The organism is Photorhabdus sp. P32, from assembly GCF_038085095.1.
Taxonomy (GTDB): Bacteria; Pseudomonadota; Gammaproteobacteria; order Enterobacterales; family Enterobacteriaceae; genus Photorhabdus; species Photorhabdus luminescens.
This window is the reverse complement of the sequence record NZ_JAZGJN010000286.1, coordinates 1-26,929: the sequence shown is the minus strand read 5'-3', so window position 1 is coordinate 26,929 and position 26,929 is coordinate 1. Positions and strand designations below refer to the sequence as shown.

General features: G+C 43.9%; 21 protein-coding genes. 3 read left to right on the top strand and 18 right to left on the bottom strand.

From position 1 onward, the window contains the following. Positions 1-35 precede the first annotated feature (35 nt). The 8 genes from carB to ribF form a co-directional block, all read right to left on the bottom strand. Complete coding sequence (gene carB, locus V2H77_RS18125; RefSeq protein WP_341499913.1) at positions 36-3,272, bottom strand: carbamoyl-phosphate synthase large subunit; 3,237 nt, start codon at positions 3,270-3,272, stop codon at positions 36-38. A 15-nt stretch (positions 3,273-3,287) separates the two neighbouring features. After that, complete coding sequence (gene carA, locus V2H77_RS18120; RefSeq protein WP_341499912.1) at positions 3,288-4,451, bottom strand: glutamine-hydrolyzing carbamoyl-phosphate synthase small subunit; 1,164 nt, start codon at positions 4,449-4,451, stop codon at positions 3,288-3,290. A 433-nt stretch (positions 4,452-4,884) separates the two neighbouring features. Then, entirely contained in the window at positions 4,885-5,706 is an 822-nt protein-coding gene (gene dapB, locus V2H77_RS18115; RefSeq protein ID WP_341499911.1) for a 4-hydroxy-tetrahydrodipicolinate reductase, read from the bottom strand. A 120-nt stretch (positions 5,707-5,826) separates the two neighbouring features. Then, complete coding sequence (gene ispH / locus V2H77_RS18110; RefSeq protein ID WP_341499910.1) at positions 5,827-6,780, bottom strand: 4-hydroxy-3-methylbut-2-enyl diphosphate reductase; 954 nt, start codon at positions 6,778-6,780, stop codon at positions 5,827-5,829. Beyond that, positions 6,761-7,231 carry an FKBP-type peptidyl-prolyl cis-trans isomerase gene (gene fkpB, locus V2H77_RS18105; RefSeq protein WP_265380009.1) on the bottom strand — a complete coding sequence of 157 codons (471 nt, stop codon included), beginning with the start codon at positions 7,229-7,231 and terminating at the stop codon, positions 6,761-6,763. The genes ispH and fkpB overlap by 20 nt, the downstream gene beginning before the upstream one ends. Positions 7,232-7,236: 5 nt before the next feature. After that, positions 7,237-7,740: a signal peptidase II gene (gene lspA / locus V2H77_RS18100; protein ID WP_265380010.1), complete on the bottom strand. Its 504-nt coding sequence runs from the start codon at positions 7,738-7,740 to the stop codon at positions 7,237-7,239. After that, positions 7,740-10,553, bottom strand: coding sequence for an isoleucine--tRNA ligase (gene ileS, locus V2H77_RS18095; protein ID WP_341499909.1), 2,814 nt, complete (start codon positions 10,551-10,553; stop codon positions 7,740-7,742). The genes lspA and ileS overlap by 1 nt, the downstream gene beginning before the upstream one ends. A gap of 24 nt (positions 10,554-10,577) precedes the next feature. Next, positions 10,578-11,522: a bifunctional riboflavin kinase/FAD synthetase gene (ribF, locus tag V2H77_RS18090; protein WP_265380012.1), complete on the bottom strand. Its 945-nt coding sequence runs from the start codon at positions 11,520-11,522 to the stop codon at positions 10,578-10,580. 350 nt (positions 11,523-11,872) lie between these two features. Here ribF and rpsT point away from each other — a divergent pair, with 350 nt between their 5' ends. Next, entirely contained in the window at positions 11,873-12,136 is a 264-nt protein-coding gene (gene rpsT / locus V2H77_RS18085) for a 30S ribosomal protein S20 (RefSeq protein ID WP_049583754.1), read from the top strand. 71 nt (positions 12,137-12,207) lie between these two features. On the opposite strand, the gene nhaR is transcribed toward rpsT, so the two are convergent. From nhaR to dnaK, 4 genes are all read right to left on the bottom strand, one after another. Beyond that, entirely contained in the window at positions 12,208-13,122 is a 915-nt protein-coding gene (gene nhaR, locus V2H77_RS18080) for a transcriptional activator NhaR (protein WP_049583755.1), read from the bottom strand. A gap of 209 nt (positions 13,123-13,331) precedes the next feature. Next, positions 13,332-14,498, bottom strand: a complete 1,167-nt coding sequence (gene nhaA, locus V2H77_RS18075; protein WP_341499908.1) for a Na+/H+ antiporter NhaA — start codon at positions 14,496-14,498, stop codon at positions 13,332-13,334. 495 nt (positions 14,499-14,993) lie between these two features. Next, on the bottom strand, positions 14,994-16,112 hold the full coding sequence (gene dnaJ, locus V2H77_RS18070; RefSeq protein ID WP_341499907.1) for a molecular chaperone DnaJ: 1,119 nt from the start codon (positions 16,110-16,112) through the stop codon (positions 14,994-14,996). 113 nt (positions 16,113-16,225) lie between these two features. Beyond that, entirely contained in the window at positions 16,226-18,136 is a 1,911-nt protein-coding gene (gene dnaK / locus V2H77_RS18065; RefSeq protein WP_139655991.1) for a molecular chaperone DnaK, read from the bottom strand. Positions 18,137-18,447: 311 nt separating this feature from the next. Here dnaK and satP point away from each other — a divergent pair, with 311 nt between their 5' ends. Further along, positions 18,448-19,017 carry an acetate uptake transporter gene (satP, locus tag V2H77_RS18060; RefSeq protein ID WP_341499906.1) on the top strand — a complete coding sequence of 190 codons (570 nt, stop codon included), beginning with the start codon at positions 18,448-18,450 and terminating at the stop codon, positions 19,015-19,017. 114 nt (positions 19,018-19,131) lie between these two features. On the opposite strand, the gene galM is transcribed toward satP, so the two are convergent. From galM to V2H77_RS18045, 3 genes are read right to left on the bottom strand one after another with little or no spacing between them, the layout of a single operon-like run. After that, entirely contained in the window at positions 19,132-20,211 is a 1,080-nt protein-coding gene (gene galM, locus V2H77_RS18055; protein WP_445935566.1) for a galactose-1-epimerase, read from the bottom strand. An 8-nt stretch (positions 20,212-20,219) separates the two neighbouring features. Beyond that, positions 20,220-21,380 carry a galactokinase gene (galK, locus tag V2H77_RS18050; protein WP_341499905.1) on the bottom strand — a complete coding sequence of 387 codons (1,161 nt, stop codon included), beginning with the start codon at positions 21,378-21,380 and terminating at the stop codon, positions 20,220-20,222. A gap of 43 nt (positions 21,381-21,423) precedes the next feature. Continuing rightward, positions 21,424-22,479, bottom strand: a complete 1,056-nt coding sequence (locus V2H77_RS18045) for a UDP-glucose--hexose-1-phosphate uridylyltransferase (RefSeq protein WP_341499968.1) — start codon at positions 22,477-22,479, stop codon at positions 21,424-21,426. Between the two features lie 493 nt (positions 22,480-22,972). On the opposite strand from V2H77_RS18045, the gene V2H77_RS18040 reads away from it, so the two are divergent. After that, positions 22,973-24,604 carry a sodium/sugar symporter gene (locus V2H77_RS18040; protein WP_341499904.1) on the top strand — a complete coding sequence of 544 codons (1,632 nt, stop codon included), beginning with the start codon at positions 22,973-22,975 and terminating at the stop codon, positions 24,602-24,604. A 112-nt stretch (positions 24,605-24,716) separates the two neighbouring features. Here the strand turns inward: V2H77_RS18040 and mog are convergent, their stop codons facing one another. The 3 genes from mog to V2H77_RS18025 all read right to left on the bottom strand — a co-directional run. Then, the gene (gene mog, locus V2H77_RS18035; RefSeq protein ID WP_341499903.1) at positions 24,717-25,292 is read right to left on the bottom strand and encodes a molybdopterin adenylyltransferase; all 576 of its coding nucleotides are present in this window, start codon (positions 25,290-25,292) and stop codon (positions 24,717-24,719) included. 90 nt (positions 25,293-25,382) lie between these two features. Beyond that, positions 25,383-26,336, bottom strand: coding sequence for a transaldolase (tal, locus tag V2H77_RS18030; RefSeq protein WP_132346326.1), 954 nt, complete (start codon positions 26,334-26,336; stop codon positions 25,383-25,385). 238 nt (positions 26,337-26,574) lie between these two features. After that, a partial coding sequence (locus V2H77_RS18025; RefSeq protein ID WP_341499902.1) for an ATP-binding cassette domain-containing protein occupies positions 26,575-26,929 on the bottom strand: 355 nt, incomplete at its 5' end.

Below are 26,929 nucleotides of genomic sequence, written 5' to 3'. Positions count from 1 at the left end.
TTTCTCAAGCGCACCTTATTTATTACTTCAATTAATCATAATACGGACTGGCTATTAATCGCCGCATGCATTTCCTGTACAGAAATCACCTGCTCAGTTGGATCAGCACTCAGTGCCATTGTTGTAGCAAACCCACCATTTAATGTGGTGTCATAATGCACTTTATATTGCAGTGCACTACGGCGAATAAGTTTGGAATCCTCAATTGCCTGACGACCCGCAGTCGTGTTTACAATATAGCTATATTCACCATTTTTGATTCTGTCTTGAATATGTGGACGCCCTTCGTGAACTTTATTCACCAGACGAGGGTTAATCCCCGCTTCACCGAGCACAACCGCAGTACCGTGAGTCGCATCCAGTTCAAAACCCTGTTTCAGCAACTTAGCGGCCAAATCCACAACTCGGCCTTTATCACCTTCACGCACTGACAGAAGCGCTCGACCACTTTGCGGAATTTTGGCGCTGCATCCCAATAGTGCTTTTGAGAAAGCTTCGGCAAATGTACGCCCAACTCCCATCACTTCTCCGGTTGACCGCATTTCAGGCCCTAGAATCGGATCTACACCGGGAAATTTATTGAAAGGCAATACAACCTCTTTCACCGAATAGTATGGCGGGATGATCTCCTCAGTTGCGCCTTGCTCAGCCAGAGATTGCCCAACCATCACACGAGCCGCAACTTTCGCCAGCGGTAAACCAGTCGCTTTAGAAACAAATGGCACAGTACGAGCTGCACGCGGGTTGACTTCAATCAGATAAACCTCGTCATTCTTGACGGCAAACTGGACATTCATCAAGCCACGTACACCCAATTCAAATGCCAGTTTTTCTACCTGCTGACGCATGACATCCTGAATTTCCTGATTTAGGGTGTAAGCAGGCAGTGAACAAGCTGAGTCGCCGGAATGCACTCCAGCCTGCTCAATATGTTCCATAATGCCGCCGATCAATACACGCTCACCGTCACAGATGGCATCAACATCCACTTCCACAGCGTCATCAAGGAAGCAATCAAGCAATACCGGGGCATCATTAGAGACGCTGACCGCAGTCTGGAAGTAACGGCGTAAGTCAACTTCGTCATAGACGATTTCCATCGCACGGCCGCCTAAAACGTAAGATGGACGAACCACCAGCGGATAACCCAGAATGTTTGCCTTCTCAACTGCGCGTTCTATCGTGGTCACTGTAGCATTTTCAGGTTGTTTCAGGCCAAGGCGATTGACTGCCTGTTTGAAACGTTCACGATCTTCCGCACGATCAATCGCATCCGGGCTGGTGCCAATAATGGGAACACCGGCGATTTCCAGTTCACGAGCCAATTTCAGCGGAGTCTGACCACCATACTGAACAATCACCCCTTTTGGCTGCTCAACACGTACAATCTCAAGAACATCTTCCAAAGTCACCGGTTCGAAATAGAGGCGGTCCGAAGTATCGTAATCTGTTGAAACGGTTTCCGGGTTACAGTTCACCATGATGGTTTCATACCCATCTTCACGCAGTGCCAAGGCTGCATGAACACAACAATAGTCGAATTCAATCCCTTGCCCAATACGATTAGGGCCGCCACCCAATACCATGATTTTTGGCTTGTCGCTATTTGGATTAGCTTCACACTCATCTTCATAAGTGGAATACATGTATGCAGTATCAGTCGCAAATTCTGCCGCACAAGTATCAACGCGCTTATAAACCGGATACAGATTATATTTGTGGCGCAGTTTACGGATCTCTTTTTCGGCCACGCCAACCAGTTTCGCCAGACGTGCATCTGCAAAACCTTTACGTTTCAGATGACGCAGGAAGTCGGACGTCAAGCTGTTAATGCCCTGATCTGCCACCTGCTCTTCCAATCGCACCAGTTCTTCAATTTGCACTAAGAACCAGCGATCAATATCAGTCAGGTTAAAAACACCATCAACAGACATACCCGCACGGAAAGCATCAGCGATATACCAGATACGCTCAGCGCCCGCATCTTTTAATTCGCGACGAATTTTAGTCAATGCTTCTGGATCATCTAAATTGACTTTCGGATCAAAACCAGTTGCTCCGATTTCCAAACCACGCAATGCTTTTTGCAGAGATTCTTGCTGGGTACGGCCAATCGCCATCACCTCACCAACAGATTTCATCTGGGTTGTCAGACGATCATTGGCCCCTGCAAATTTTTCGAAATTAAAGCGAGGAACTTTAGTAACGACATAGTCGATAGAAGGTTCAAAGGAAGCTGGCGTGCGACCACCAGTGATATCATTCATCAATTCGTCAAGGGTGTAACCGACAGCCAGTTTAGCGGCAATTTTAGCGATCGGGAAACCTGTCGCTTTCGAAGCCAGCGCAGAAGAGCGGGAAACGCGTGGATTCATTTCGATGATAACTAAACGGCCATTTTTTGGGTTCACCGCAAACTGTACGTTAGATCCCCCAGTTTCTACACCGATTTCACGCAATACCGCCATCGAAGCGTTACGCATGATTTGATACTCTTTATCCGTCAGCGTTTGCGCCGGGGCAACCGTGATGGAATCACCGGTGTGAATCCCCATCGCATCAAAGTTTTCAATAGAGCAGACGATAATGCAGTTATCATTTTTATCCCGCACGACCTCCATTTCATACTCTTTCCAACCAATCAGAGATTCATCAATCAAGAGTTCGTTGGTTGGTGAAAGATCCAAGCCACGCTCACAAATTTCCTCGAATTCTTCACGGTTATAAGCAATACCGCCGCCGCTTCCTCCCATAGTAAAGGAAGGACGGATAATACAAGGAAAACCGACTTTATCAGCAACTGCCAGCGCCTCTTCCATTGAATGGGCGATACCAGAACGCGGAGTTTCCAAGCCGATCTTTTTCATTGCTATATCGAAACGGCGACGATCTTCCGCTTTATCAATCGCATCTGCGGTAGCACCAATCATGGTAACGCCAAACTCTTCCAGTACTCCCTGACGCTCCAGTTCTAGCGCGCAGTTGAGTGCGGTTTGTCCGCCCATTGTTGGCAGAATCGCATCAGGACGCTCTTTTTCAATGATTTTACGCACCACTTCCCAGTGGATCGGCTCAATATAAGTGGCATCGGCCATTTCTGGATCAGTCATAATGGTAGCAGGGTTAGAATTCACCAGAACGACACGATAACCTTCTTCCCGTAATGCTTTACAAGCTTGTGCTCCTGAGTAGTCGAATTCACAAGCCTGACCAATAACAATCGGGCCAGCTCCCAGAATCAGGATACTTTTAATATCAGTACGTTTTGCCATTTTATTTTCTCCTGATTACTTGGTGTTATGACGATTATTTTTCTGACAATACTGTTCAATTAGGTCAATAAAGTGATCAAATAACGACGCTGTTTCATGGGGACCTGGGCTGGCTTCCGGGTGACCCTGGAAACTAAATGCGGGTTTATCCGTGCGATGAATGCCTTGCAACGTACCGTCAAATAGAGATTTATGAGTCACGTTCAAATTCGACGGCAATGATTTTTCATCTACAGCAAAACCGTGGTTTTGGGCAGTGATCATGACAACATTACATTCAAGATCTTTTACCGGATGGTTTCCACCATGATGACCGAATTTCATTTTCATGGTTTCAGCGCCACTAGCTAATGCCAACAATTGGTGTCCAAGACAGATACCAAAGATTGGAATCTCTGTCTCAAGCAAGGTTTTGATTGCTTCGATTGCATAGCCACAAGGCGCCGGATCTCCCGGTCCATTAGATAAGAAAATACCATCTGGATTCAGTTTCAATACATCTTCAGCCGGTGTCTGGGCGGGAACAACTGTCAGGCGGCAACCACGATCCACCAACATTCGCAAAATATTACGTTTCGCACCAAAGTCATAAGCAACAACATGATAAGGCAGATCCTGTTCTTGCTTATCTTCCGGTAATCCCCCCGCCAACGTCCAGCTTCCCTGTAACCACGGATAAATCTGTTTAGTTGTTACCTCTTTTGCTAAATCCATCCCTTCCAATCCCGGAAATGCTTGCGCTTTTTCCAGAGCAACCTGAGCATCAATCTGCTTACCTGCTATAATACAACCATTCTGTGAACCCTTTTCTCTTAACAAACGCGTAAGTTTACGGGTATCGATATCTGCTATCGCAACAATATTATGGCGTTTAAGGTAATCGGAAAGCGTTTCTTCGCAGCGGAAGTTACTGGTCAACAGTGGTAGATCACGAATCACTAGCCCTTGGGCCTGTACTTTTAGTGATTCTTTATCGACTGAGTTAACACCGACATTACCAATATGGGGATAAGTAAGAGTGACAATTTGGCGGGAATAGGAAGGGTCTGTGAGAATTTCTTGATATCCGGTCATCGAGGTATTGAAAACCACTTCCCCAACTGCCGCCCCTTCCGCACCGATGGCGCGACCGTGGAATTGGGTTCCGTCTTCCAGAACCAATATAGCTGACTTAATCAAAACACCCTCCAAAGAATAATTACTCGCAACTAGTGCATATTAATTCAGATTTATTCCTCAAAATCAATGCCAAAGCTGCTTTTTAGGCAAAATTTTGGCAAATTGCGCGCATTCTAATGATGAGAGGGAGAGTTGTCTACAAAAAATGTTACTTTTCTTATTTTTTTACACATTACACTGGGTGAATTAATAAAATAAGACTAAAAACAGCAACAAAACTAATTTAGAAAACGGTAATCAGCATAGAAAACTTGATTATCAGATGAAAAGCTAAAAATAATCATAGAAAGGAGAAAAAAGCAGAAAATTAAGGCTTAAAATAAGATAAAAATAGAAAAAACAAACCAAAAAATAATAAAATCGAACAAAGAAAATAGAAATCGCACAATAAAACATTTAATTATGCGATATCAATAAGTTAAAAAAAAGTTTTTCAAAGCAAGTCGAGATCCAGCACATCTTTCATATCAAAAAGACCACTATTTTTACCACTTAGCCATAAAGCAGCCTTTACAGCGCCATTTGCAAACGTCATCCGACTGGAAGCCTTATGAGTTATCTCTACTCTCTCCCCAATATCTGCAAACATAGCGGTATGCTCGCCCACGATATCTCCGGCACGGATAGTCGCAAAACCAATACTTTTCGGATCACGTTCACCGGTATAACCTTCACGGGCATAGACAGCACACGCTTTTAGATCCCGCCCCAAAGCATGAGCAATAGATTCACCCATTGCTAAAGCCGTTCCTGATGGTGCATCCACTTTATGGCGGTGATGCGCTTCGATAATTTCGATATCGCTATACTCACCCATCACTTTCGCCGCTTTTTCTAATAGCTTAAGTACCAGATTCACACCTACGCTGAAATTCGCGGCAAAAACAATCGGGATATCAGCAGAAGCCTCTTTAATTACCTGTTTACCAACCTCATCAAAGCCCGTTGTACCGATCACCATCGCCTTACCGCTCTGACGACAAATATCAAGATGAGTCAACGTTCCTTCCGGCCGGGTAAAATCGATCAGGATATCAAAATTATCAACGATACTTTTCAGGTCATCACAAACAGTCACACCTGTATGACCAATACCCGCCAACTCTCCAGCATCGGCACCGATCAGAGAAGAACCGGAGCGCTCCAAAGCTGCGCCAAGAGCCACGCCATCTAATTGATAAATAGCCTGAATCAACTGACGTCCCATACGCCCACCAGCGCCAACAATCGCAACACGAATATCTGTATCAGCCATAAGCCCTCACTATGAAGTTAGTCCTTTTCCTGATTTAACACGATGATCAGTCAGATGAATGTCTTAAATAAAGAGTATATACACTGCTTTATGCTTATTTACCGTAGTAACTTAGATTATTTAGCTAATTTCTTTGACTTCAACACGTAACTCTTTCGGCACTTCAAACACAATATTTTCTTCCCTACCGTGTAATTCCTTGACGGAATCAGCTCCAAGATTTCTCAGACGTTCAATAACTTGCTGAACTAAAATATCCGGCGCCGAAGCGCCAGCGGTTACACCAACCAGAGAGGTGCCGGTAATCCACTCTTCTTTAATATCCTCCGCAGAATCTATCAAATAAGCAGGCTTACCAACTCGTTGAGCTAACTCAGCAAGACGATTTGAGTTAGATGAATTCTTCGACCCCACAACCAAGACAACATCAGCATCAGACGCCAGATCCCGCACCGCTTCCTGGCGGTTAGTCGTCGCATAGCAGATATCATCTTTACGAGGACCAACAATGTTCGGGAATCGCGCATTAAGCGCATCAATCACTTCTGAAGTATCATCAACAGATAACGTAGTTTGTGTCATAAAACACAGGTTATCTTCATCTTTGACTTTCAAGTTCCATACATCTTCGGGAGATTCAACCAGATACATTCCGCCTTCCGCATTGTTGTACTGGCCCATTGTTCCTTCAACTTCGGGATGGCCGGCATGACCAATCAGAATAGCTTCTTTACCCTTGCGGCTGGCTCTTGCGACCTCCATGTGGACTTTCGTCACTAACGGACAAGTCGCATCGAACAACATGGTCAAATTGCGGGAACGCGCCTCAGCACGAATAGCCTGTGAAACACCATGTGCCGAAAAAATCAGAATCGCATCATCCGGTACTTCTGAAATTTCTTCAATAAAGATAGCCCCTCGCTTGCGCAGGTTATCTACAACATAACGGTTATGCACAACTTCATGACGAACATAGATCGGCGCACCATATAATTCCAGTGCGCGTTCTACGATACTGATAGCTCGGTCAACACCAGCACAAAAACCGCGAGGGTTAGCCAGCAATATCTGCATGGTTTTCCTCCAATTGTTGATCAATTTCCAATACTTCAATTTCAAACGTGACGTTCTGATCAGCTAACGGGTGATTGAAATCAACAGTCACAGATTCTTCTGTTACGGCTTTGACTATGCCCGGCATTTCACTGCCATTCATCGCCGTAAATAACATTATAGTGCCAATTTCAGGCATACCCGTTTCAGCAAAATCACGCGGAGTAAAATATTGGATCAGATCAGGATTTGGTTTACCAAATACAGCCTCACCAGCCAGAGTAAAGCTATGTTTATCTCCCTCTTTTAGCCCAGTAAGCTGCTGTTCCAAAGGTGAGGAAAGGGTTCCATCACCTAAACGAAATAATGCAGGTTTGCCCTGAGTGTAAGTGGAGTCGGCAATGGAGCCATCTTGCAGTTTTAAAGTGAAATGCAGTAAAACTGCACTATCCGCCTGCACCTGGTTTGACATATTACTTATCCCACTTTGATTGTCTTTTCATCCGGGCTTAAAAAGCTATCAATGATAACCAATCCAGCCCCGAGACATATCGCCATATCGGCGATATTAAAAGTTGGAAAGTGCCAATCACCGACATAAAAATCAATAAAATCGATGACAAAACCATGAACCAACCGGTCAAATAGATTACCCAATGCTCCACCAATAATCAGGGCATAAGCGATATTACTCAGTTTCTTCTTTGCACTGGCACGATACATCATCACCGTCAACACAACTGAAATAGCAACGGCAATGAATGCAAAGAACCAACGCTGCCAGCCGTCTTTCTCAGCAAGGAAACTGAAAGCCGCCCCAAAATTCTGGGCATAAGTCAGATTAAAATAAGGTATCAATGGAACGGATTCATACAGATGAAAGTGTTGTAACACTAGCTGTTTACTACCCAGATCCAGAATCAATACCACAACAACTAACCAAAGCCAGCGAAGGCCGGTGGAGCAAATGGGTTTATTCATCAGGCAAACTTACGCTCTTCGCCGTTACCGGCAACATTAGTTACACAGCGGCCACAAAGTTCTGCATGTTCCGCTACCAATCCCACATCTTTAGCGTAATGCCAGCAACGAGGGCATTTTTCGCCATCCGCTTTACGGAAAGCAATTTTCAGGCTACCAATTTCGCTTTGCTGCGCATCTTCACCAGCCTGCTCATAATCTGCAACAACCACCTGAGATGTTAGCAAAACGAAACGCAATTCATCTCTAAGGCTATTCAGTTTGTCCGCCAATTCAGTATCGGCGTACAGCGTCACCGCGGCTTCCAGTGAACTACGGATATGTTTGTCTGCACGTGCCTGCTCCAACACTTTATTAACTTCACCACGCACTGCCAGCAAATCAGCCCAGAAAGCATCATTCATCTGCTCGCCTGCGGCCAGACCAAACAAACCGTCATACCACTCTTCGGTAAATACATATTGAGCACGTTTACCCGGCAACTCATTCCAGACTTCGTCCGCAGTAAAGGAGAGGATAGGCGCCATCCAGCGAACCAACGCTTCCGCAATATGATACAGCGCAGTCTGACAACTGCGACGAGCCAGACTATCGCTCTTAGCGGTGTACTGACGGTCTTTAATGATATCGAGATAGAACGATCCCATCTCTACGGAACAGAATTGCATCATACGCTGAACAACAGTATGGAAATCATATTTATCGTAACATTTGGCAATGTCTGCCTGCGCTGCCTGAGCACGCCCTACAGCCCAACGATCCAGCACAGCCATCTCTTCTGGTTCAACCCTATGTTGTTCAGGATCGAAACCCGTCAGGTTTGCCAACAAGAAACGGGCCGTGTTACGGATACGACGATATGCATCAGCAGAGCGTTTCAAGATCTCATCGGATACCGCAATTTCGCCGGTGTAATCGGTAGAAGCAACCCATAGACGCAGAATATCTGCCCCTAATTTATTTATGACATCCTGTGGACTGACGGTATTACCGATAGATTTAGACATCTTACGGCCCTGACCATCCACAGTGAAACCATGCGTCAACACCTGACGGTAAGGCGCTTTATCTTTTATTGCCGTTGAGATCATCAGAGAAGACATAAACCAGCCACGATGTTGATCTGAGCCTTCAAGATAGATATCCGCAGCGTTACCCTGGAATTCAGGGCGGGCATCAACCACCGATGCGTGAGTTGATCCCGAATCGAACCAGACATCTAACGTATCAAAAATTTTAACATAGTTAGCCGCGTCATCACCTAGCAGTTCGGCTGGCTCCAGATCCCACCACGCCTGAATGCCGTCAACTTCAACACGTTTTGCCACTTCTTCCATCAATTCGATGGTACGTGGATGAAGTTCTTCTGTCTCTTTATGGACAAAAAGAGACATCGGCGTACCCCAGGTACGTTGACGTGAAATACACCAGTCAGGGCGGTTTTCAACCATTGCCTCAATACGGGCCTGACCCCAACCCGGAATCCACTCAACCCCTTTGATCTCTTGCAACGATTGTTTACGCAGACCATTTTGATCCATGCTGACAAACCACTGCGGCGTGGCTCGGAAAATGATAGGCGTCTTATGGCGCCAGCAACAGGGATAGCTGTGCTGTAATTTTTCCAAATGCAACAATGCATTGTTTTCACTCAGGATATTCAGCACAACATCATTCGCCTTAAAGACAAATACGCCATCCAAAGCAGGATAAGTACCGGGCAGATAGCAACCATTCGGGCCAACAGGGTTTGCAACTTCCAAACCATATTTCTGACCGAGAACAAAGTCGTCCGGGCCGTGACCTGGAGCCGTGTGCACAGCGCCGGTACCTGCATCTAGAGTCACGTGATCACCCAGTACAACCGGTGAATCAAAGCCCATAAATGGATGTTTAAAGCGCAACAGCTCCAACGCCGCCCCTGCACAACTCCCTAATACCACCCACGAAGTTATACCCGCACGCTGCATCACGCTTTCTACCAAATCAGCCGCCAGGATCAGACATTCGCCCTCAATCTGTACTAATTGATAGCTAAATTCAGCATGCAAAGCGATGGCCCGGTTAGCCGGCAACGTCCACGGCGTGGTTGTCCAGATAACCAGAGAGATGGGTTGATCTGGCGCCTGCACACCAAATTTCGCACAAACCGCTGCGGCATCAACCGCCTTAAAACGCACATCAATCGATGGAGAAGTTTTGTCGTAATACTCAACTTCCGCTTCGGCCAATGATGAACGGCAATCGGTACACCAGTGAACAGGCTTGGCGCCTTTCAATAAATGACCATTAGCGATAATACGGCTCAATGCGCGAATAATGTTGGCTTCAGTCTTAAAATCCATCGTCAGATATGGACGTTCCCAGTCACCTAATATGCCCAGACGAATAAAGTCTTTCTTCTGACCTTCAATCTGCTCTTTAGCATATTTGCGGCATTCGGCACGAAATTCAGCGGCGGAAAATTTCTCCCCGGGTTTACCAATAATCTGCTCAACCTTAAGCTCAATAGGTAAACCGTGGCAATCCCAACCAGGAATATATGGCGAGTCATATCCCGCCATCCCTTTGGATTTAATAATAATATCTTTGAGAATTTTATTGACTGAGTGACCAATATGAATACTGCCATTCGCGTAAGGAGGGCCGTCATGCAGAATAAATGTTTTTTTACCGGCTTTTGCTTTACGAATTACCTGATACAACTCATCTTTGTACCAACGTTTTAACATATCTGGTTCGCGCTTTGCTAAATCTCCGCGCATTGGAAACCCTGTTTCTGGCAGATTCAGGGTGTTTTTATAGTCACTCATTCGATTCTCAATTCCAATTTTCCGCTAGATACATGACACAGGCCGCTGTTTAAGAAATTCCCTTGCAGCGACCAAATCATTAGCAATTTGCTGCTTGAGTGCATCAAGGGAAGCAAACCGCTGCTCATTACGCAATTTTTTGCGTAACACCACATCAATATAACGCCCATAGAGATCCATTTGGGTATCAATTAGATGTACTTCAAGTTGTTGACCCTGACCAGAAACTGTTGGACGTGTGCCAATATTGGCAACACCCGGTAAGGGCTTGTCTCCTAAACCATAAACTTCAACAACATAAACGCCTTGTACAGGAGCCACTAATCGTTTTAACGGCAAATTAGCTGTTGGAAAACCAATGGTGCTCCCCAGTCGTTTACCATGAACGACCCGGCCGCAAATACTATATGGATGCCCTAATAATGTTTCGGCTAATACCAAATCATCATTTTGCAATGCTTGACGGATAGCTGTGCTGCTGATCCGCAAACCATTATCACAAAAACTTTCACTATTGGTCACGTCAAAGCCATATGTTTCACCGGCTCGCTGTAAAAAGGCAAAATCACCACTGCGAGCTTGACCAAAACGAAAGTCGTCTCCCACCGCGAGAAACTTAACACCCAATTTTTCCACCAGCAACCGTGAAACAAAAGCTTCTGGCGTATTTGCCGCAAAATTTCTGTCAAATTTCACGCATAATAAATAATCCACACCACATTGGGCGAGATATTTGGCTTTATCCCTCAATCTCGTCAAACGCGCGGGAGCATTACCCTTAGCAAAAAACTCCAAGGGTTGTGGCTCAAAAGTCATGACCATTACTGGTAATTCCTGACGCTGCCCTTCGTGTTTTAAGTGTTTCAGTAGTGCCTGATGACCTCGGTGAACGCCATCAAAATTACCAATCGTCAACACGCAACCGCGGTGACATGCCCGGATATTACGTATACCGCGAATTAGCTCCATAGCTGGCCCAATACCCTGGAAATTGCCAAATTATACCTTGTACAAAGCTCAAGGTTAACCCACCATCATAAGATGATTTAAATCAATAACCCTGATTCATACAACAAAAACGCGCAGGAATCCCGAAAAATATTCATTTTATTTCTATCTGGACTATTCAATGAGATTTTTATTGTGAAAGACTGTATTCCCGCTAAGTAAGCTGATAAAATCCTGCGCCATCACAACGAAACAAGTTGCCGCGGTACAACGGCGCTTATTTGCACAAATCCATTGACAAAAGAAGGTTGAACAGGCATATTCCTCGGCCTTTGAATTGTCCTCGATAGAATATATTTGGGAGTTGGACCTTGGCTAATATCAAATCAGCTAAGAAACGCGCCATACAGTCTGAAAAACGTCGTCAGCACAACGCTAGCCGTCGTTCTATGGTGCGTACCTTCATCAAGAAGGTATATGCTGCTATCGCTACTGGCGATAAAGAAACTGCACAGAAAGCATTTAATGACATGCAACCTATTGTCGATCGTCACGCCTGTAAAGGTCTGATCCACAAAAACAAAGCAGCACGTCATAAATCTAATCTGGCGGCTCAAATCAACGCAATGCAATAATTTGCGTTTAGATTACTGAAAAACCGGCCTGCGCCGGTTTTTTTGTGTTTGCAGTTATTATCAATTATTTTTTAAGCACGCTTCTTAGGCGGCACATTAAACAACGCAGAAAAATCTTTATTACATACCCTTTGAACAGCCGGGTGTTGAATCATTCGTTCAGCAAAAATCACATAATACTCTTCCTGCACGGCATCCAATCGACCAATTTCAGCAATATCATTATCTGCAAAAATATCATTGGTATACAAAGATGGCGCTACAAAAATCGCATTATGATACATACCAAACGCTTTCATTAACGCGGCATCATCAAACTCACCCAATACTTCAACTTGAAGATTTTTATTACGTATCCAAGTCAACAATTTACGCCCCAACATAGAGCGACGCCCTGGAACCAATAAACGACGTTCCTCCAAACATTCCGGGAAAGGTTTTTCCGGGATAGGCTGTCGGCAGAAAAAACTTACATTACATTCACCCAGTTTTACCGAGAACAACCCTTCCTGTTGGGAAGAATCCACCGGGCAATCAGACAATATCATATCAAGTTTGTGCTGGCTGAGTTGCTCCAATAGCAATTCATGGGTTGATTCAAAACAACGTAGATGGATCTGTTCATGTTCCACAACCGCCGTTTTCAATACCTGGCTAACCAGACGTTTGGACAGCGCGTCAGCAACACCAACATCAAATAAAAGGTTAGATTCACGGCTATAGTTAACGATATCTAACATCTCCTGACTCAGCATAAACATCTTATCCGCATAGCGGAAAATAAGTTGCCCTAGCTCGGACGGTACTAAACCCCGGCCTTGACGTTTGAACAGCTTTCCTCCCAGACGCTCTTCCAGCGCCTTTATCTGTCCGGTGATCGTCTGAGGTGTTAGATAAAGTGCCTCTGCCGCTCCAACCACAGATCCTTCCTTGCAAACATGCCAGAAATAATAGAGATGATTAAAATTCAGATGTGACACCCGCATATATTTTTCCTTATGTATCGCTTTCGTCTAACAGACTACCTAGCCATACATCTCTAATTTACCGCTTTACGGCGATTTCCTGTTTTTCACTACATAAAATATCCGCGATACCATTTTAATATTGTACCGCGAGTACAAAAATGAGAGTCAGTTCGGAAATTCTTTCTGAAACTACCGGCTAAATTAATGAATTTACCACAGCTCTGCCATCACTTTTTCTTTGGTAAGACCATTCGTAACAAGCCATAACCCACAAATGCAGCAATGGTTGAACCCATCAGAATGCCAAGACGGGAATAGATACTAAAAGATTCATCTCCCCCTTCAAAAGCCAATCCTGAAATAAAGATAGACATAGTAAAACCGATTCCACAAAGAACGGAAACCGCAAATATCTGTTTAAGATTAATCTGCTGTGGCAATTTAGCAAATCCGATCTTAATAGAAATATAGCTAAACAGAAAAATTCCCAATGGCTTACCAAGAAATAGAGCCGCAGCAATACCTAGAGGCAACATATCGGTCAGACTATTTAATGTAACGCCATTCAGGACTACGCCTGCATTGGCAAAGGCAAATAACGGCAAAATAAGATACGCCACCCAAGGATGCAAACCATGCTCAAGTGATTCAGATGGTGAATGATTATTCTGGCCATGTAGAGGAATCAGAAAACCAATGATAACGCCAGCCAGTGTCGCATGAACACCCGATTTCAGGATACAAACCCAAAGGATAACGCCGACAACCAGATAAGCTGATATTTTTTCAACACCACGCCAATTCATCCAAACCAGCAAAGCAATCATCGCGGCTGACAATCCAAGCGCCACAAGGGAGACAGTTTTGGTATAAAACAGAGCGATAATCAGGATAACGCCCAGATCATCAATAATTGCTAGCGCCAACAAGAAAACCTTGAGTTCTGTTGGTACTCGCTTAGACAATAACGCCATCACACCCAGGGCAAAAGCAATATCGGTTGCCGCAGGAATAGCCCATCCCTGACGGGTAAACTCATCATTGCCATTAAATAGCAGATATATCAGTGCCGGAGCGACCATACCACCTATCGCCGCAATCACCGGAAATACCGCCTTATCACGCCCTGCCAAAGAGCCTTCCAGCAGTTCCCGTTTAACTTCCAAACCAACAATTAAAAAGAAGACCGCCATTAAGCCGTCATTAATCCACAACAATAAGGGCTTATTGATCTCCAGTGCTGCGAATTGTACTACCACCGAAATATTAAGAAATTGCTGATAAATACCCTGTAGTGGTGAGTTTGCCATTATTAGCGCAATAATGGCAGCAATGATAAGAAGGAGCCCTCCAGCCGCTTCTAATTTCAGGAATTGACGGATAATTGCGGTCACGATGATTAACCTCTGAAACTGATCGGACTTAAATGGTACTCTAGCTATGGTTTCGAAAAAAATCGATTTTATAACCAGAATAATTCGCCATAACCGATCTATTGATGATCTACATCTCAATAAAATAGATTATCAATCAGAGGAAATCGTTAAATGAGAGAAGCCCTATTTATCTTACATTAGCCCCAATTTCCCGCATCTTAGTCAAAATTCGGTTTAAATCATCTTCTGATAGTGTTAACTGTGCTGCTATATAGAATATACCCGTTATCTTTCAAGTTGCCTCTTTGTTGGCTGCATTCGCTCACCCCGGTCACATAGTTCGCTATGCTCCCGGGGATTCGCTCCCTTGCCGTCGCAAAGCATCTTGAAATTCATTGGGTATATAATTCTCAACTCAAACAAAAAGTCCTCATTTAATAACGAGGACTTTTTTTACCCATAATTTGAGCTTTATTTAACAATCGATCTCGCTATCTGTGGAGATATCGACCGTTACTTGGTCAAATCATCAAAGAATTTCTTTACGCCATCGAAGAAACTTTTAGACCGTGGACTATTTGTTTCTTCGCCAGCACCACCAAAAGATTCACCCAATTCACGCAGTAATTCTTTCTGTCTTTCATTCAATTTAACTGGCGTTTCTACCACTACCCGGCACAGTAAATCACCCTGAACACCACCACGGACAGATTTAACACCTTTGCCTTTCATGCGGAACATTTTACCTGTCTGAGTTTCAGCAGGTATTTTCAGTTTCACACGGCCATCGAGGGTGGGTACTTCGATTTCTCCGCCCAGTGCCGCCATTGCAAAGTTAACTGGCACCTCACAATAGAGATTACTTTCTTGACGCTCAAAAATATGGTGCGATTTCACCTGTACCTGAACATACAGATCACCTGCGGGGGCGCCTTTAGCTCCTGCTTCACCCTCACCGCTCAAACGAATGCGGTCGCCGGTATCCACACCTGCCGGAATTTTAACAGACAGGGTTTTGTATCTTTCAACTCGCCCATGACCATGACATTTATGGCAAGAATCTTTAATAATCTGACCACGGCCATGACAGTGTGGACAAGGTTGCTGAACGGTGAAGAACCCCTGACGCATATGAACCTGACCAGCACCTTGACAGGTTGAGCAGGTTACAGGGCTAGTGCCTGCTTTAGTGCCGCTACCATGACAAGTATCACAGGTTTCTAGTGTCGGGATGCGGATCTCTTTGGTCACACCACGAACCGCTTCTTCCAGCGTCAACTCCATGCTGTAACGCAAATCCGCGCCGCGGCTTGGACGCTGTTGACGACGACCACCACCGAAGATATCACCGAAAACGTCACCAAAGATATCACTAAAATCAGCACCGCCGCCGCCCATGCCGCCTTGTTCAAAAGCAGCGTGACCATATTGGTCATAAGCAGCCCGTTTCTGGTCATCCGTCAGAATTTCATAAGCTTCTTTAACTTCTTTGAATTGGCTTTCTGCCTCTTTATCGCCCTGATTACGATCAGGATGATATTTCATCGCCAGCCGCTTATAGGCTTTTTTAATCTCTTTTTCGTTCGCTGTTTTGGAAACCCCCAAAACCTCGTAATAATCTCTTTTCGCCATCTCTTATTTTACCCTTAACATGCGCGCACGGGCGCAGAGTTCCCTCAACGCCCGTGCCGGTTAATCAGCAACAGTTGTCATAATTTAACTGTCACCGCGCCCGCTAAGGGCTATTATTTTTTATCTTTAACTTCTTCGAATTCAGCGTCTACAACGTCGTCATCTTTCTTCGCACTGTCGCCAGCGTCTGCGGTTGCGCCAGCCTGAGCCTGCTGTTGAGCGATTTCCAACAGTTTAGCGGAAGCCTGAACCAGAGCTTGAATTTTCGCTTCAATATCCGCTTTATCTTCGCCTTTCGCCGCAGTTTCTAGCTGAGTGACAGCACTTTCAATCGCAGTTTTATCTTCTGCCGGCAGCTTGTCGCCCGCTTCTTCTACTTGCTTACGAGTACCGTGAACCAGTTGATCTGCCTGGTTACGGGTCTGTACCAACTCTTCAAACTTACGATCAGATTCAGCGTTAGCTTCCGCATCACGAACCATCCGTTGAATTTCTTCCTCATTCAGACCAGAAGAAGCCTTGATGGTGATCTGCTGTTCACGACCGGTGTTTTTGTCTTTAGCAGATACATGCAAAATACCGTCGGCATCAATATCAAAAGTCACTTCAATCTGAGGCATACCACGAGGTGATGGCTGAATACCATCCAAATTGAACTGGCCTAGAGATTTGTTATCGCCGGCACGTTTACGCTCACCCTGCAACACATGGATAGTTACCGCAGACTGATTGTCTTCTGCCGTAGAGAACACCTGGCTGTGTTTGGTTGGGATCGTGGTGTTTTTCGTAATGAGGGAAGTCATTACGCCACCCATTGTTTCGATACCCAGAGACAACGGCGTGACATCCAGCAACAAGACATCTTTCACATCACCGGCCAAAACGCCGCCCTGTACCGCAGCACCCATTGCTACCGCTTCGTCAGGGTTCACGTCTTTACGCGGCTCTTTACCGAAGAAGTCAGCAACGACTTTCTGTACCATTGGCATACGGGTCTGACCGCCCACCAGAATGACATCATTCACATCAGAAACTGACAGGCCAGCATCTTGCAATGCAACTCGTACAGGCTCCATAGAACGTTTAACCAGATCTTCTACCAGTGATTCCAGTTTCGCACGGGTCACTTTGATGTTCATGTGCTTAGGACCGGTTGCATCTGCGGTGATATATGGCAGGTTAACATCGGTCTGTTGCGCAGAAGAGAGCTCAATTTTCGCTTTTTCTGCCGCTTCTTTCAGACGTTGCATTGCCAGTGGGTCGTTACGCAGATCAATGCCCTGATCTTTCTTAAATTCGTCAACCAGATAGTTGATCATACGACTGTCGAAGTCTTCGCCGCCCAAGTGAGTATCACCGTTGGTCGCCAACACTTCATACGTTTTTTCGCCGTCAACTTCATCAATTTCGATGATAGAGATATCGAAAGTACCACCACCGAGGTCATAAACCGCGATAGTACGGTTACCGACTTCTCTGTCCAAACCATAAGCCAGCGCAGCAGCCGTTGGTTCGTTGATAATACGTTTTACTTCCAGACCTGCGATACGGCCCGCATCTTTGGTTGCCTGACGCTGAGCATCGTTAAAATATGCAGGAACAGTAATTACCGCTTCAGTCACTGGCTCGCCCAGATAATCTTCCGCTGTTTTCTTCATTTTCTTCAAAACTTCAGCAGAAACCTGAGGAGGAGCCATTTTCTGGTCTTTCACTTCCAGCCATGCGTCGCCATTATCTGCCGCAATAATTTTGTATGGCATGATAGCTACGTCGCGTTGCGCTTCTTCGTCTTGGAAACGACGGCCAATCAGACGCTTAATAGCAAACAACGTATTTTGCGGGTTAGTAACAGCCTGACGTTTAGCCGGTTGACCAACCAGAGTTTCACCATCCTGGGTATAAGCAATGATGGAAGGGGTGGTACGATCACCTTCGCTGTTTTCCAGCACACGAGCTGTCGTGCCATCCATAATAGCTACACAAGAGTTGGTAGTTCCCAGGTCGATACCAATAATTTTACCCATCTAAACGCCTCCAAAGAAATTCGTAATCAGTCAAGTTGCTAATCAATATGAGGATGACTCTCTGCTTTTCAATGGCACCCATTTTTATGCCTCTACGAGATTCCTCACTTTTGCTTTATACACCGGCTGTATAGGACAGCGATTAGCAACTGCGGTTGATTATAAGATGGGGTCGTTAAAACCATCATCAAGGGGGATGAGAAAAAAAAACCTTTTTATTATTTCAAAGGTCATTGTTTCCTTGCTGACAGATCATTATGATTCGCCACCTTTGCTATTTATGACTTTTGCGATTTTCTTTCAGAGGACTTATGAGCGCTAATCAATTAGCTAATCCCGGCCCCTTAGGTTTGATGGGCTTCGGTATGACAACCATTCTGCTTAATCTGCATAACGCAGGTTTCTTCCCACTGGCATCCGTTGTCCTGAGTATGGGCATTTTCTACGGCGGACTGGCCCAAATACTGGCAGGACTTTTTGAATATAAGAAAGGCAATACCTTTGCCGCAACGGCTTTCACCTCTTATGGATTCTTTTGGCTCAGTCTAATCGGGTTATTATTTCTGCCTAAGATGGGACTGGCAGAAGCCGCCAGCAGCCAATATTTAGCGGTATATCTTGGCCTGTGGGGTGTGTTTACTCTGTTTATGTTCTTCGGCACCTTCAAGGCTAACCGCGTGCTACAGTTTATCTTTGGCGGCCTGACGCTGTTGTTCGCTCTGTTAGCAATTGGCAACTTTACCGGCAATACCGCTCTTCTGACGATTGCCGGTTATGAAGGGATAATTTGTGGCGCCAGCGCATTTTATTTGGCAATGGCGGAAGTACTAAATGAACAGTATGGACGCACTATTCTGCCTATTGGCGAGATAAAACCGTAATAAATCGTGGATTGGGAGAAGGCAAATTATTTCTCCTCCCTCTTCCAGTCCGTTATCAACGTATTGCTATCCTATTTTTTTCAACGTTCAATGCTCGTCGAAGTCACTTGAGGTTTAATCAGCATTATGGATTTCGAATTGATAACAAGTACGATGCTTATAGCGTTGGTTAGGATGAAGTATGCAGCTTTCTTGCACCCATTCGGGATGGTTGGGAGAATCCGGTAAAAATTGTGGCTCAAATGCCATTCCCGCATAGTTCTCATATCGCCCACCATCACGATTAGGCGTTCCACTTAACCAATTGCCTGTATAAAACTGCACAGCCGGTTTTGTGGTGAATATTTTCATTGTGATTGCTTTATCGGGGGAGATGACTGAAATTGCATGATTCGCATCCAAACAGGCTGCTTGCAACCAGAATGAATGATCGTATCCATTTACAATCTGTTGTTGTTTATCCAGCATAAAGTGACTGTTAATGACTTTAGGTTTTCGAAAATCAAAACCCGTATTATCAACCGAAGCCAATTGGCCCAATGGAATGCCATTTTCATCGATCGGTAAATAATCGTCACTTTTCAATTCTAAACAATGCGATAAACATGTTTTTCCAGAGTCCGCCCCCAACAAATTAAAATAAGCGTGATTAGTCAAATTAATGGGCGTCGCAGCATCTGTATGGGCTGAATAATCCACGATTACGTGATTATCATTGGTTAATACGTAACGAACGGTCACAACGACATTACCCGGAAAACCTTGATCACCATCTGGTGACCGTAATGTAAAACTCACTGAATAGGCATCTCTTGCGGTGATTGTCCAACGCCGCTTATCAAAACCCTCAATCCCACCGTGCAAACAATTTCCCGCCTGATTGACCTGTAATTGATAAGTTTTGCCATCAAGATTAAAACAGCCATTTGCAATACGGTTAGCGTATCGCCCCACCGTAGCACCTAAATAGCTGGTCTGTGTATAAAAGTCTTTTAAGGTAGCAATCCCCAGTAAAACTTCTCTTTTCTCTTCATTTAAAGGTACACGGCAACTCAGCCACGAAGCGCCAATGTCCATCAGCACAATGGAAAAACCCGAAGCATTGGCAAGGCAGACAAGATTTGCTTTTTTTCCATCCCAGGCAACATCTTGTGTCATTGAAGCGTTCAATAATTCAAAATAAGCATCTGCCATTTTATTGTCTACCGTGTTTCAACTAAACTTGCACCATCCGAAGCCTGACACACATAAATAGTCTCTTTCAAACCCGTCAACGCAAAATAGTGTTGTTCCACCGCTGCCTTAACCACATCAACCAAAGTTTGTGGAACTAAAGCCACCACACAACCGCCAAACCCACCACCGGTCATTCTCACTCCACCCTGTTTACCAATGGCTTGCTGCACAATATCAACCAAGGTATCAATTTCAGGTACGGTAATTTCAAAATCATCACGCATTGACTGATGTGATTGCGCCATAAGTTCCGCGATTAATGGCATATCTCCCTCTGCCAACGCTTTTGCTGCCAGAAGTGTACGTTCATTTTCTGTGATGACATGACGTGCACGCTTAGCCACGATGCTATCCAGCTCAACACTCCGTTTTTCAAATTCATCTAATGTCACATCCCGCAAAGCGTTAACCTCAAATAATGCCGCAGCTTGTTCGCATTGAGCCCGACGAATATTATATTCACTGCCAACCAATTCCCGTTTTTTATTTGAATTAATAATCATAACCGCAATATCTTTCGGCATAGATACCGCTTGCGTGGTTAAATGACGACAATCAATTAATAATGCATGATTTTTCTTACCTTGTGCGGAAATTAATTGATCCATAATGCCACAATGACAACCGACAAATTCATTTTCAGCTTGTTGCCCATTTAACGCAATTTCCGTTTGGCTAATGGCTAAGTGGTAAAGATTCTTAATTGTTTGACCAATAACTGTTTCCAATGCAGCCGATGAACTTAATCCCGCCCCTTGCGGCACATTACCGGTTACCACAATATCTGCCCCGTTAAATATATACCCACGACTGAGCAGACATTTTACAACACCGCGAATATAATTAGCCCACATATTACTTTCATGAAATGTAATAGATTGGCTAATATCAAATTCGTCTAACTTATTATCATAATCAACCGAAACAACACGAATAATATTATCTTCTCGTTTCGCCGCAGCAGCCACAATTTGGTAATTAATAGCACAGGGCAATACAAAGCCATCATTATAATCCGTGTGCTCTCCAATTAAATTCACTCGACCGGGCGCTTGAATAATGTGTGTCGGCATATAATGAAATACTAAATCAAAAACATCTTTAACACGCTTAATTAAATTTTTCATCACCTTATTCTCAAATATGATATTAGCCGCACGATAATTATCATTATTGCTCTTTATAATGTACATCACCCACCGCACGTAAAAACTGAGCTGCTTGCTCTGCCGTTAAATCACGTTGTATTTCAGCAAACATTTCATAGCCCACCATAAATTTTCGCACAGTAGCCGATCGCAATAATGGCGGATAGAAAAGTGCATGCAGTTGCCAATGTTCAATATCGCTGCCTTGTTCAAAAAACGGTGCAAAATGCCAACCCATCGAATAGGGAAAAGAGCTATGAAATAAGTTGTCATAACAACTCGTCAGCTTTTTAAGCGCAACAGCCAAATCATCGCGCTGTTCATCCGTTAATTCATTCATACGACGAACATGAACTTTTGGTAACAACATAGTTTCATAGGGCCATGCTGCCCAATAAGGCACAACTGCCAACCAATGGGTTGTATCGACCACCACCCGTTCACCATCAGCTAATTCAGCCTGAACATAATCCATCAGTAAATTGGAACCATTTTCTTGATAATAGTTACGTAGCTGTTTATCTTTACGTTCAATTTCATTGGGTAAAAAACTATTCGCCCAAATTTGTCCATGCGGATGAGGCTGAGAACACCCCATTATCTCGCCCTTATTTTCAAATAATTGTACCCAGAGATACTCTTTACCCAATATCTCAAGTTGTTCATTCCAGGTATCAATCAATTGACGAATTTGTTCAACTGACAATTCCGGCAATGTTTTACTGTGATCAGGAGAAAAACAGATCACACGACTTAATCCTCGTACTCCTTGTATTTTAAATAACGGGTGAGACGATTGGGGAACATCAGGTGAATCAGGCATTAAAGCCGAAAAATCATTATTAAAAACAAAGGTTCCTTGATAAGCAGGATTTTTATCACCGGAAATACGTACATTTGATGGGCAAAGAAAACATCGCTGATCATAGTTAGGGATATCGTCTATCAATGGCTGCTCATCCTGCCCACGCCACGGCCGTTTCATCCGATGAGGAGAGACCAAAACCCATTGCCCAGTTAGCGGATTATAACGACGATGGGGATGTTCAACAGGATTGAATGTAATATTATTAGGCATAGCAGTCTCTACTTTTTGTATACCCGTCATCTTTCAAGTTGCTTCTTTGTTGGCTGCACTCACTCACCCCGGTCACATAGTTATCTATGCTCCCGGGGATTCGCTCCCTTGCCGTCGCGATGCATCTTGAAATCCATTGGGTATATTCTTCAACACCGATTATGAAAATCTTTATTAATACTCAGGCTGAACACAGTTTAACAACGGGCATTAATGCTAATCTGAGATATCAATCACGCAAATGTAAACGATTACACAAAAAATTTAAATATAAACCTAAAAGAGAGATAAAGTGCTCATATTTGATATATTCTGCAAACATGAGTTAAAAATCACAGTAAATTTACTTAATCTATTAATTAAAACAAATTATTAAGAATTAAGATAAGTTACAAATACGATATTTAATAACAATTTTGTGATTCTGATTACATCCCCACCAAATGGTAACGTTTACAATTCAGTATCAAATAGACTAGCCAGGAAAAGAAACATGTCCACTATAGAACACGGTTTAAGCTTGGTAGATATATTGGTATTTATATTCTATGTCGCCATTATCATCAGTGTAGGACTCTGGGTATCCAGAGATAAAAAAGGATCAGATAAAAGCACTGAAGATTACTTCCTGGCGGGTAAATCTTTACCTTGGTGGACAATAGGCGCCTCGCTGATCGCGGCAAATATTTCTGCCGAGCAATTTATTGGCATGTCCGGCTCCGGTTATTCCATTGGTTTAGCGATAGCTTCTTATGAATGGATGGCGGCAATTACATTAATTATCGTAGGTAAATATTTCTTACCCATTTTCATTGAGAAAGGCATTTATACTATTCCCGAATTTGTAGAACAGCGGTTTAATAAAAATTTAAAAGCCATCCTAGCCGTGTTCTGGATCTCACTCTATATTTTCGTCAATCTGACCTCTGTGCTTTATTTAGGTGGCTTAGCGCTTGAAACTATTCTGAATATTCCATTGATCTATTCGATTATTGGGCTTGCCATTTTTGCCCTGATTTATTCTATTTACGGCGGCCTCTCGGCTATCGTTTGGACTGATGTTATTCAAGTCTTCTTCCTGATATTAGGCGGATTACTCACAACATTTATCGCTATCAGCTATATTGGCGGTAGCGACGGCATGATGGCCGGATTTGCAAAAATGGCTGATGCAGCGCCAGAACACTTTAAAATGATTTTGGATAAAAGTAACCCTCAATTCATAAACTTGCCTGGTATTGCTGTATTGATTGGCGGTTTATGGGTTGCTAACCTCTATTATTGGGGCTTCAACCAATACATTATTCAGCGTACTCTTGCTGCCAAGTCAGTGCAGGAAGCGCAGAAAGGAATTGTTTTCGCCGCTTTTCTGAAACTCATTCTGCCTTTCTTGGTTGTTGTGCCGGGCATTGCCGCTTACGTGATCACAACATCCCCTGAATTAATGGCCGGTTTAGGCGACCTTGCACTAAACAACATACCTGATGCAACGCACGCAGATAAAGCTTATCCGTGGTTAACCCAATTTCTACCTGTCGGTTTCAAAGGTATCGTATTTGCCGCATTAGCAGCCGCTATCGTTTCATCATTAGCATCAATGTTAAATTCGACCGCCACCATTTTCACGATGGACATTTATCGGGAATATATTGCACCTGACTCAAGCGACCACAAACTGGTTAATGTTGGCCGTATTTCTGCCGTTATTGCCCTAATTATCGCCTGTTTTGTTGCGCCAATGCTTGGCGGCATTAACCAAGCATTCCAATATATTCAGGAATATACCGGCCTTGTCAGCCCCGGTATTTTAGCCGTATTTTTACTTGGTCTGTTCTGGAAAAAAACAACCAGTAAAGGAGCGATAATTGGTGTAGTATTATCGATACCTTTTGCTTTATTCCTGAAATTTATGCCATTTTCGATGCCATTTATGGATCAAATGCTCTATACCTTACTTTTTACACTGGTGGTTATTGCATTCACGAGTTTAAGTACATCGACTAATGACGATGATCCTAAAGGCATTGTATTAGTTTCATCTATGTTTGCTACGGGCCGCAGTTTTAATATTGCATCTTATGCCATTATGATCATTCTGGCGGTATTGTACGTTGTTTTCTGGTAGTCAGTTTCTTTGACCGCCTCTATTAATAGAGGCGGTCATAATAAGGCCGACGTTTCTTACCAAATCATTATTAGCGGGCACATTCAGGAAGCCATTAATTCGATAAATTCATTCAACGCCGAGCACTCTTCGGCCTAAAAGCCGCGACTACCTTATCATCGGTTTCCACATATGGGCCATCCAGCAATTGAATACAATACGGCACGCTGGCAAAAATGCCGGATACCAGAACGTTGCCATTTTCGTCTTTCAAGCCTTCTAGCGTTTCTGCGATTGCTTTTGGTTGCCCCGGCAAATTCAAGATAAGAGACTGCTTGCGGATAACGCCAACCTGACGGGATAAAATTGCCGTTGGAACAAATTGCAAACTAATCTGACGCATCTGTTCGCCATAGCCCGGCATTTCACGGTCTGCAACCGCTAATGTGGCATCAGGCGTCACATCTCGGCGTGCCGGACCCGTTCCACCAGTAGTCAAAACCAGATGACAACCGATTTCATCCACCAACTCACACAAGGTTTGTTCAATGATGATCTGCTCATCCGGGATCAGGCGAGTCTCTATCTGAAAAGGGGTAGTAATCGCACTTTTCAGCCACTCTTCCAATGCCGGAATCCCTTTGTCCTGATAAACACCGCTTGATGCACGATCAGAGACGGATACCAAGCCAATACGCAATTCATTCATACAAACCTCAATTAACACAATTAACTAAATAGCAAAAAGGCGGCCAATTATGCCGCCTTTAAAGCTAAAAGAATAGTTTATCGCCTATCATTACAACAGATCAGCGATCATCTTCTCAAGTTTGCCCTGATCAATAGCAAATTTACGGATACCATCCGCCAGTTTTTCTGTCGCCATTGCATCCTGATGATGTTCCCAGTAGAACTGAGCTTCATTCAATGGCTCTGGACGCGCTTTAATTTCACCGGAATAACCCAGTTTACGTTCAACTTCGCCCTGAGCTTCAGACAACTCTTTCAACAGCGCAGGGGCAATAGTCAAACGGTCACAACCGGCCAATTCCAAAATCTCACCAGCGTTACGGAAACTTGCTCCCATAACCACCGTGTTATAGCCGTGTTGTTTATAGTATTGGTAGATTTCAGTCACAGAAATGACGCCGGGATCTTCGTGTGGAGCGAACTCTTTCTGATCGCTGTTCGCTTTATGCCAGTCAAGGATACGGCCAACGAATGGCGAAATCAGATAAACCCCGGCTTCCGCACAAGCACGCGCCTGAGCAAAGGAGAACAGTAGCGTCAGGTTACAGTTAATCCCTTCTTTTTCTAACTGTTCAGCCGCGCGGATACCCTGCCAGGTTGAAGCCAATTTGATCAGAATCCGATCATTGCTGATACCTGCCTCGTTATACAACTTAATCAGGCGCTTAGCTTTAGCAACACTGCGTTCGGTGTCATAAGACAAACGGGCGTCAACTTCCGTCGAAATACGGCCGGGGATCAGTTTAAGAATTTCCAAGCCAATATTTACCGCCAGTTTATCACTCGCATCCATAATCTGCTGCTCGTGGGAATCGCTCTGTTCGCGCGCCCACGCAATTGCTTCATCAATTAATTTACGGTATTCAGGAATCTGTGCAGCGTTAAGGATCAGAGATGGGTTAGTTGTCGCATCTTGTGGCTGATAAAGTTTCATCGCCGCAATATCCCCGGTATCTGCCACGACTGTTGTCAGTTTACGCAGGGAGGTTAGTTTATCGGTCATTTTGTCATATCTCATCGTTATGCGTGAAATTGTGGCATGGTTTCTGAGCCATCCGTTGATGATAACACGGTAAAACCTTGCTGCAAGGCGGTAAAAACGATCACTCACTCGCAACCGTTTTCGATTCCATATCTGTCACCAATCTTAGTAAATCTTAAGGCAACTCCTGATATAATAATACTTGCTGATCCTATTTCGGTCAGCCAATTCAACATAATTTAAATTGCAACCAACCTTTTTATACCACCTCGCTAATGTCCAATCTTGAACCAATAGTTTCCATATGTGAGACAACGATTATTTTCTTATTTTTATCAATTCTATTTATTAATTTCCTGCAATCAAATTCATCAAATATAATCACATCTGAATTCGAGTTGTTGAGGTAATCTAAAAATCTATCGTTTGCTAAATAGGAATCAAAATTATGATCTATATATATGTATCCTTTTATTTCAGATAATTTCTTAAGAAGAAAGGTTTTACCACTACCATTGTTTCCCACTAATTGTATAATTCTATCTTTTTCCAAGTTTTGTTCTAAAATTGATAAATTAGAAGATAAATTTATTTTTTTATAATAAGCATTGTAG

Bases quoted from the DNA above. Each gene is read 5' to 3' on its own strand.
- carB (WP_341499913.1), bottom strand. From the start codon at position 3,272: ATGGCAAAACGTACTGATATTAAAAGTATCCTGATTCTGGGAGCTGGC.
- dapB (WP_341499911.1), bottom strand. From the start codon at position 5,706: ATGGCTGATACAGATATTCGTGTTGCGATTGTTGGCGCTGGTGGGCGT.
- ispH (WP_341499910.1), bottom strand. From the start codon at position 6,780: ATGCAGATATTGCTGGCTAACCCTCGCGGTTTTTGTGCTGGTGTTGAC.
- fkpB (WP_265380009.1), bottom strand. From the start codon at position 7,231: ATGTCAAACCAGGTGCAGGCGGATAGTGCAGTTTTACTGCATTTCACT.
- lspA (WP_265380010.1), bottom strand. From the start codon at position 7,740: ATGAATAAACCCATTTGCTCCACCGGCCTTCGCTGGCTTTGGTTAGTT.
- ileS (WP_341499909.1), bottom strand. From the start codon at position 10,553: ATGAGTGACTATAAAAACACCCTGAATCTGCCAGAAACAGGGTTTCCA.
- ribF (WP_265380012.1), bottom strand. From the start codon at position 11,522: ATGGAGCTAATTCGCGGTATACGTAATATCCGGGCATGTCACCGCGGT.
- nhaR (WP_049583755.1), bottom strand. From the start codon at position 13,122: ATGCGGGTGTCACATCTGAATTTTAATCATCTCTATTATTTCTGGCAT.
- dnaJ (WP_341499907.1), bottom strand. From the start codon at position 16,112: ATGGCGAAAAGAGATTATTACGAGGTTTTGGGGGTTTCCAAAACAGCG.
- dnaK (WP_139655991.1), bottom strand. From the start codon at position 18,136: ATGGGTAAAATTATTGGTATCGACCTGGGAACTACCAACTCTTGTGTA.
- satP (WP_341499906.1), top strand. From the start codon at position 18,448: ATGAGCGCTAATCAATTAGCTAATCCCGGCCCCTTAGGTTTGATGGGC.
- galM (WP_445935566.1), bottom strand. From the start codon at position 20,211: ATGGCAGATGCTTATTTTGAATTATTGAACGCTTCAATGACACAAGAT.
- galK (WP_341499905.1), bottom strand. From the start codon at position 21,380: ATGAAAAATTTAATTAAGCGTGTTAAAGATGTTTTTGATTTAGTATTT.
- V2H77_RS18045 (WP_341499968.1), bottom strand. From the start codon at position 22,479: ATGCCTAATAATATTACATTCAATCCTGTTGAACATCCCCATCGTCGT.
- V2H77_RS18040 (WP_341499904.1), top strand. From the start codon at position 22,973: ATGTCCACTATAGAACACGGTTTAAGCTTGGTAGATATATTGGTATTT.
- mog (WP_341499903.1), bottom strand. From the start codon at position 25,292: ATGAATGAATTGCGTATTGGCTTGGTATCCGTCTCTGATCGTGCATCA.
- tal (WP_132346326.1), bottom strand. From the start codon at position 26,336: ATGACCGATAAACTAACCTCCCTGCGTAAACTGACAACAGTCGTGGCA.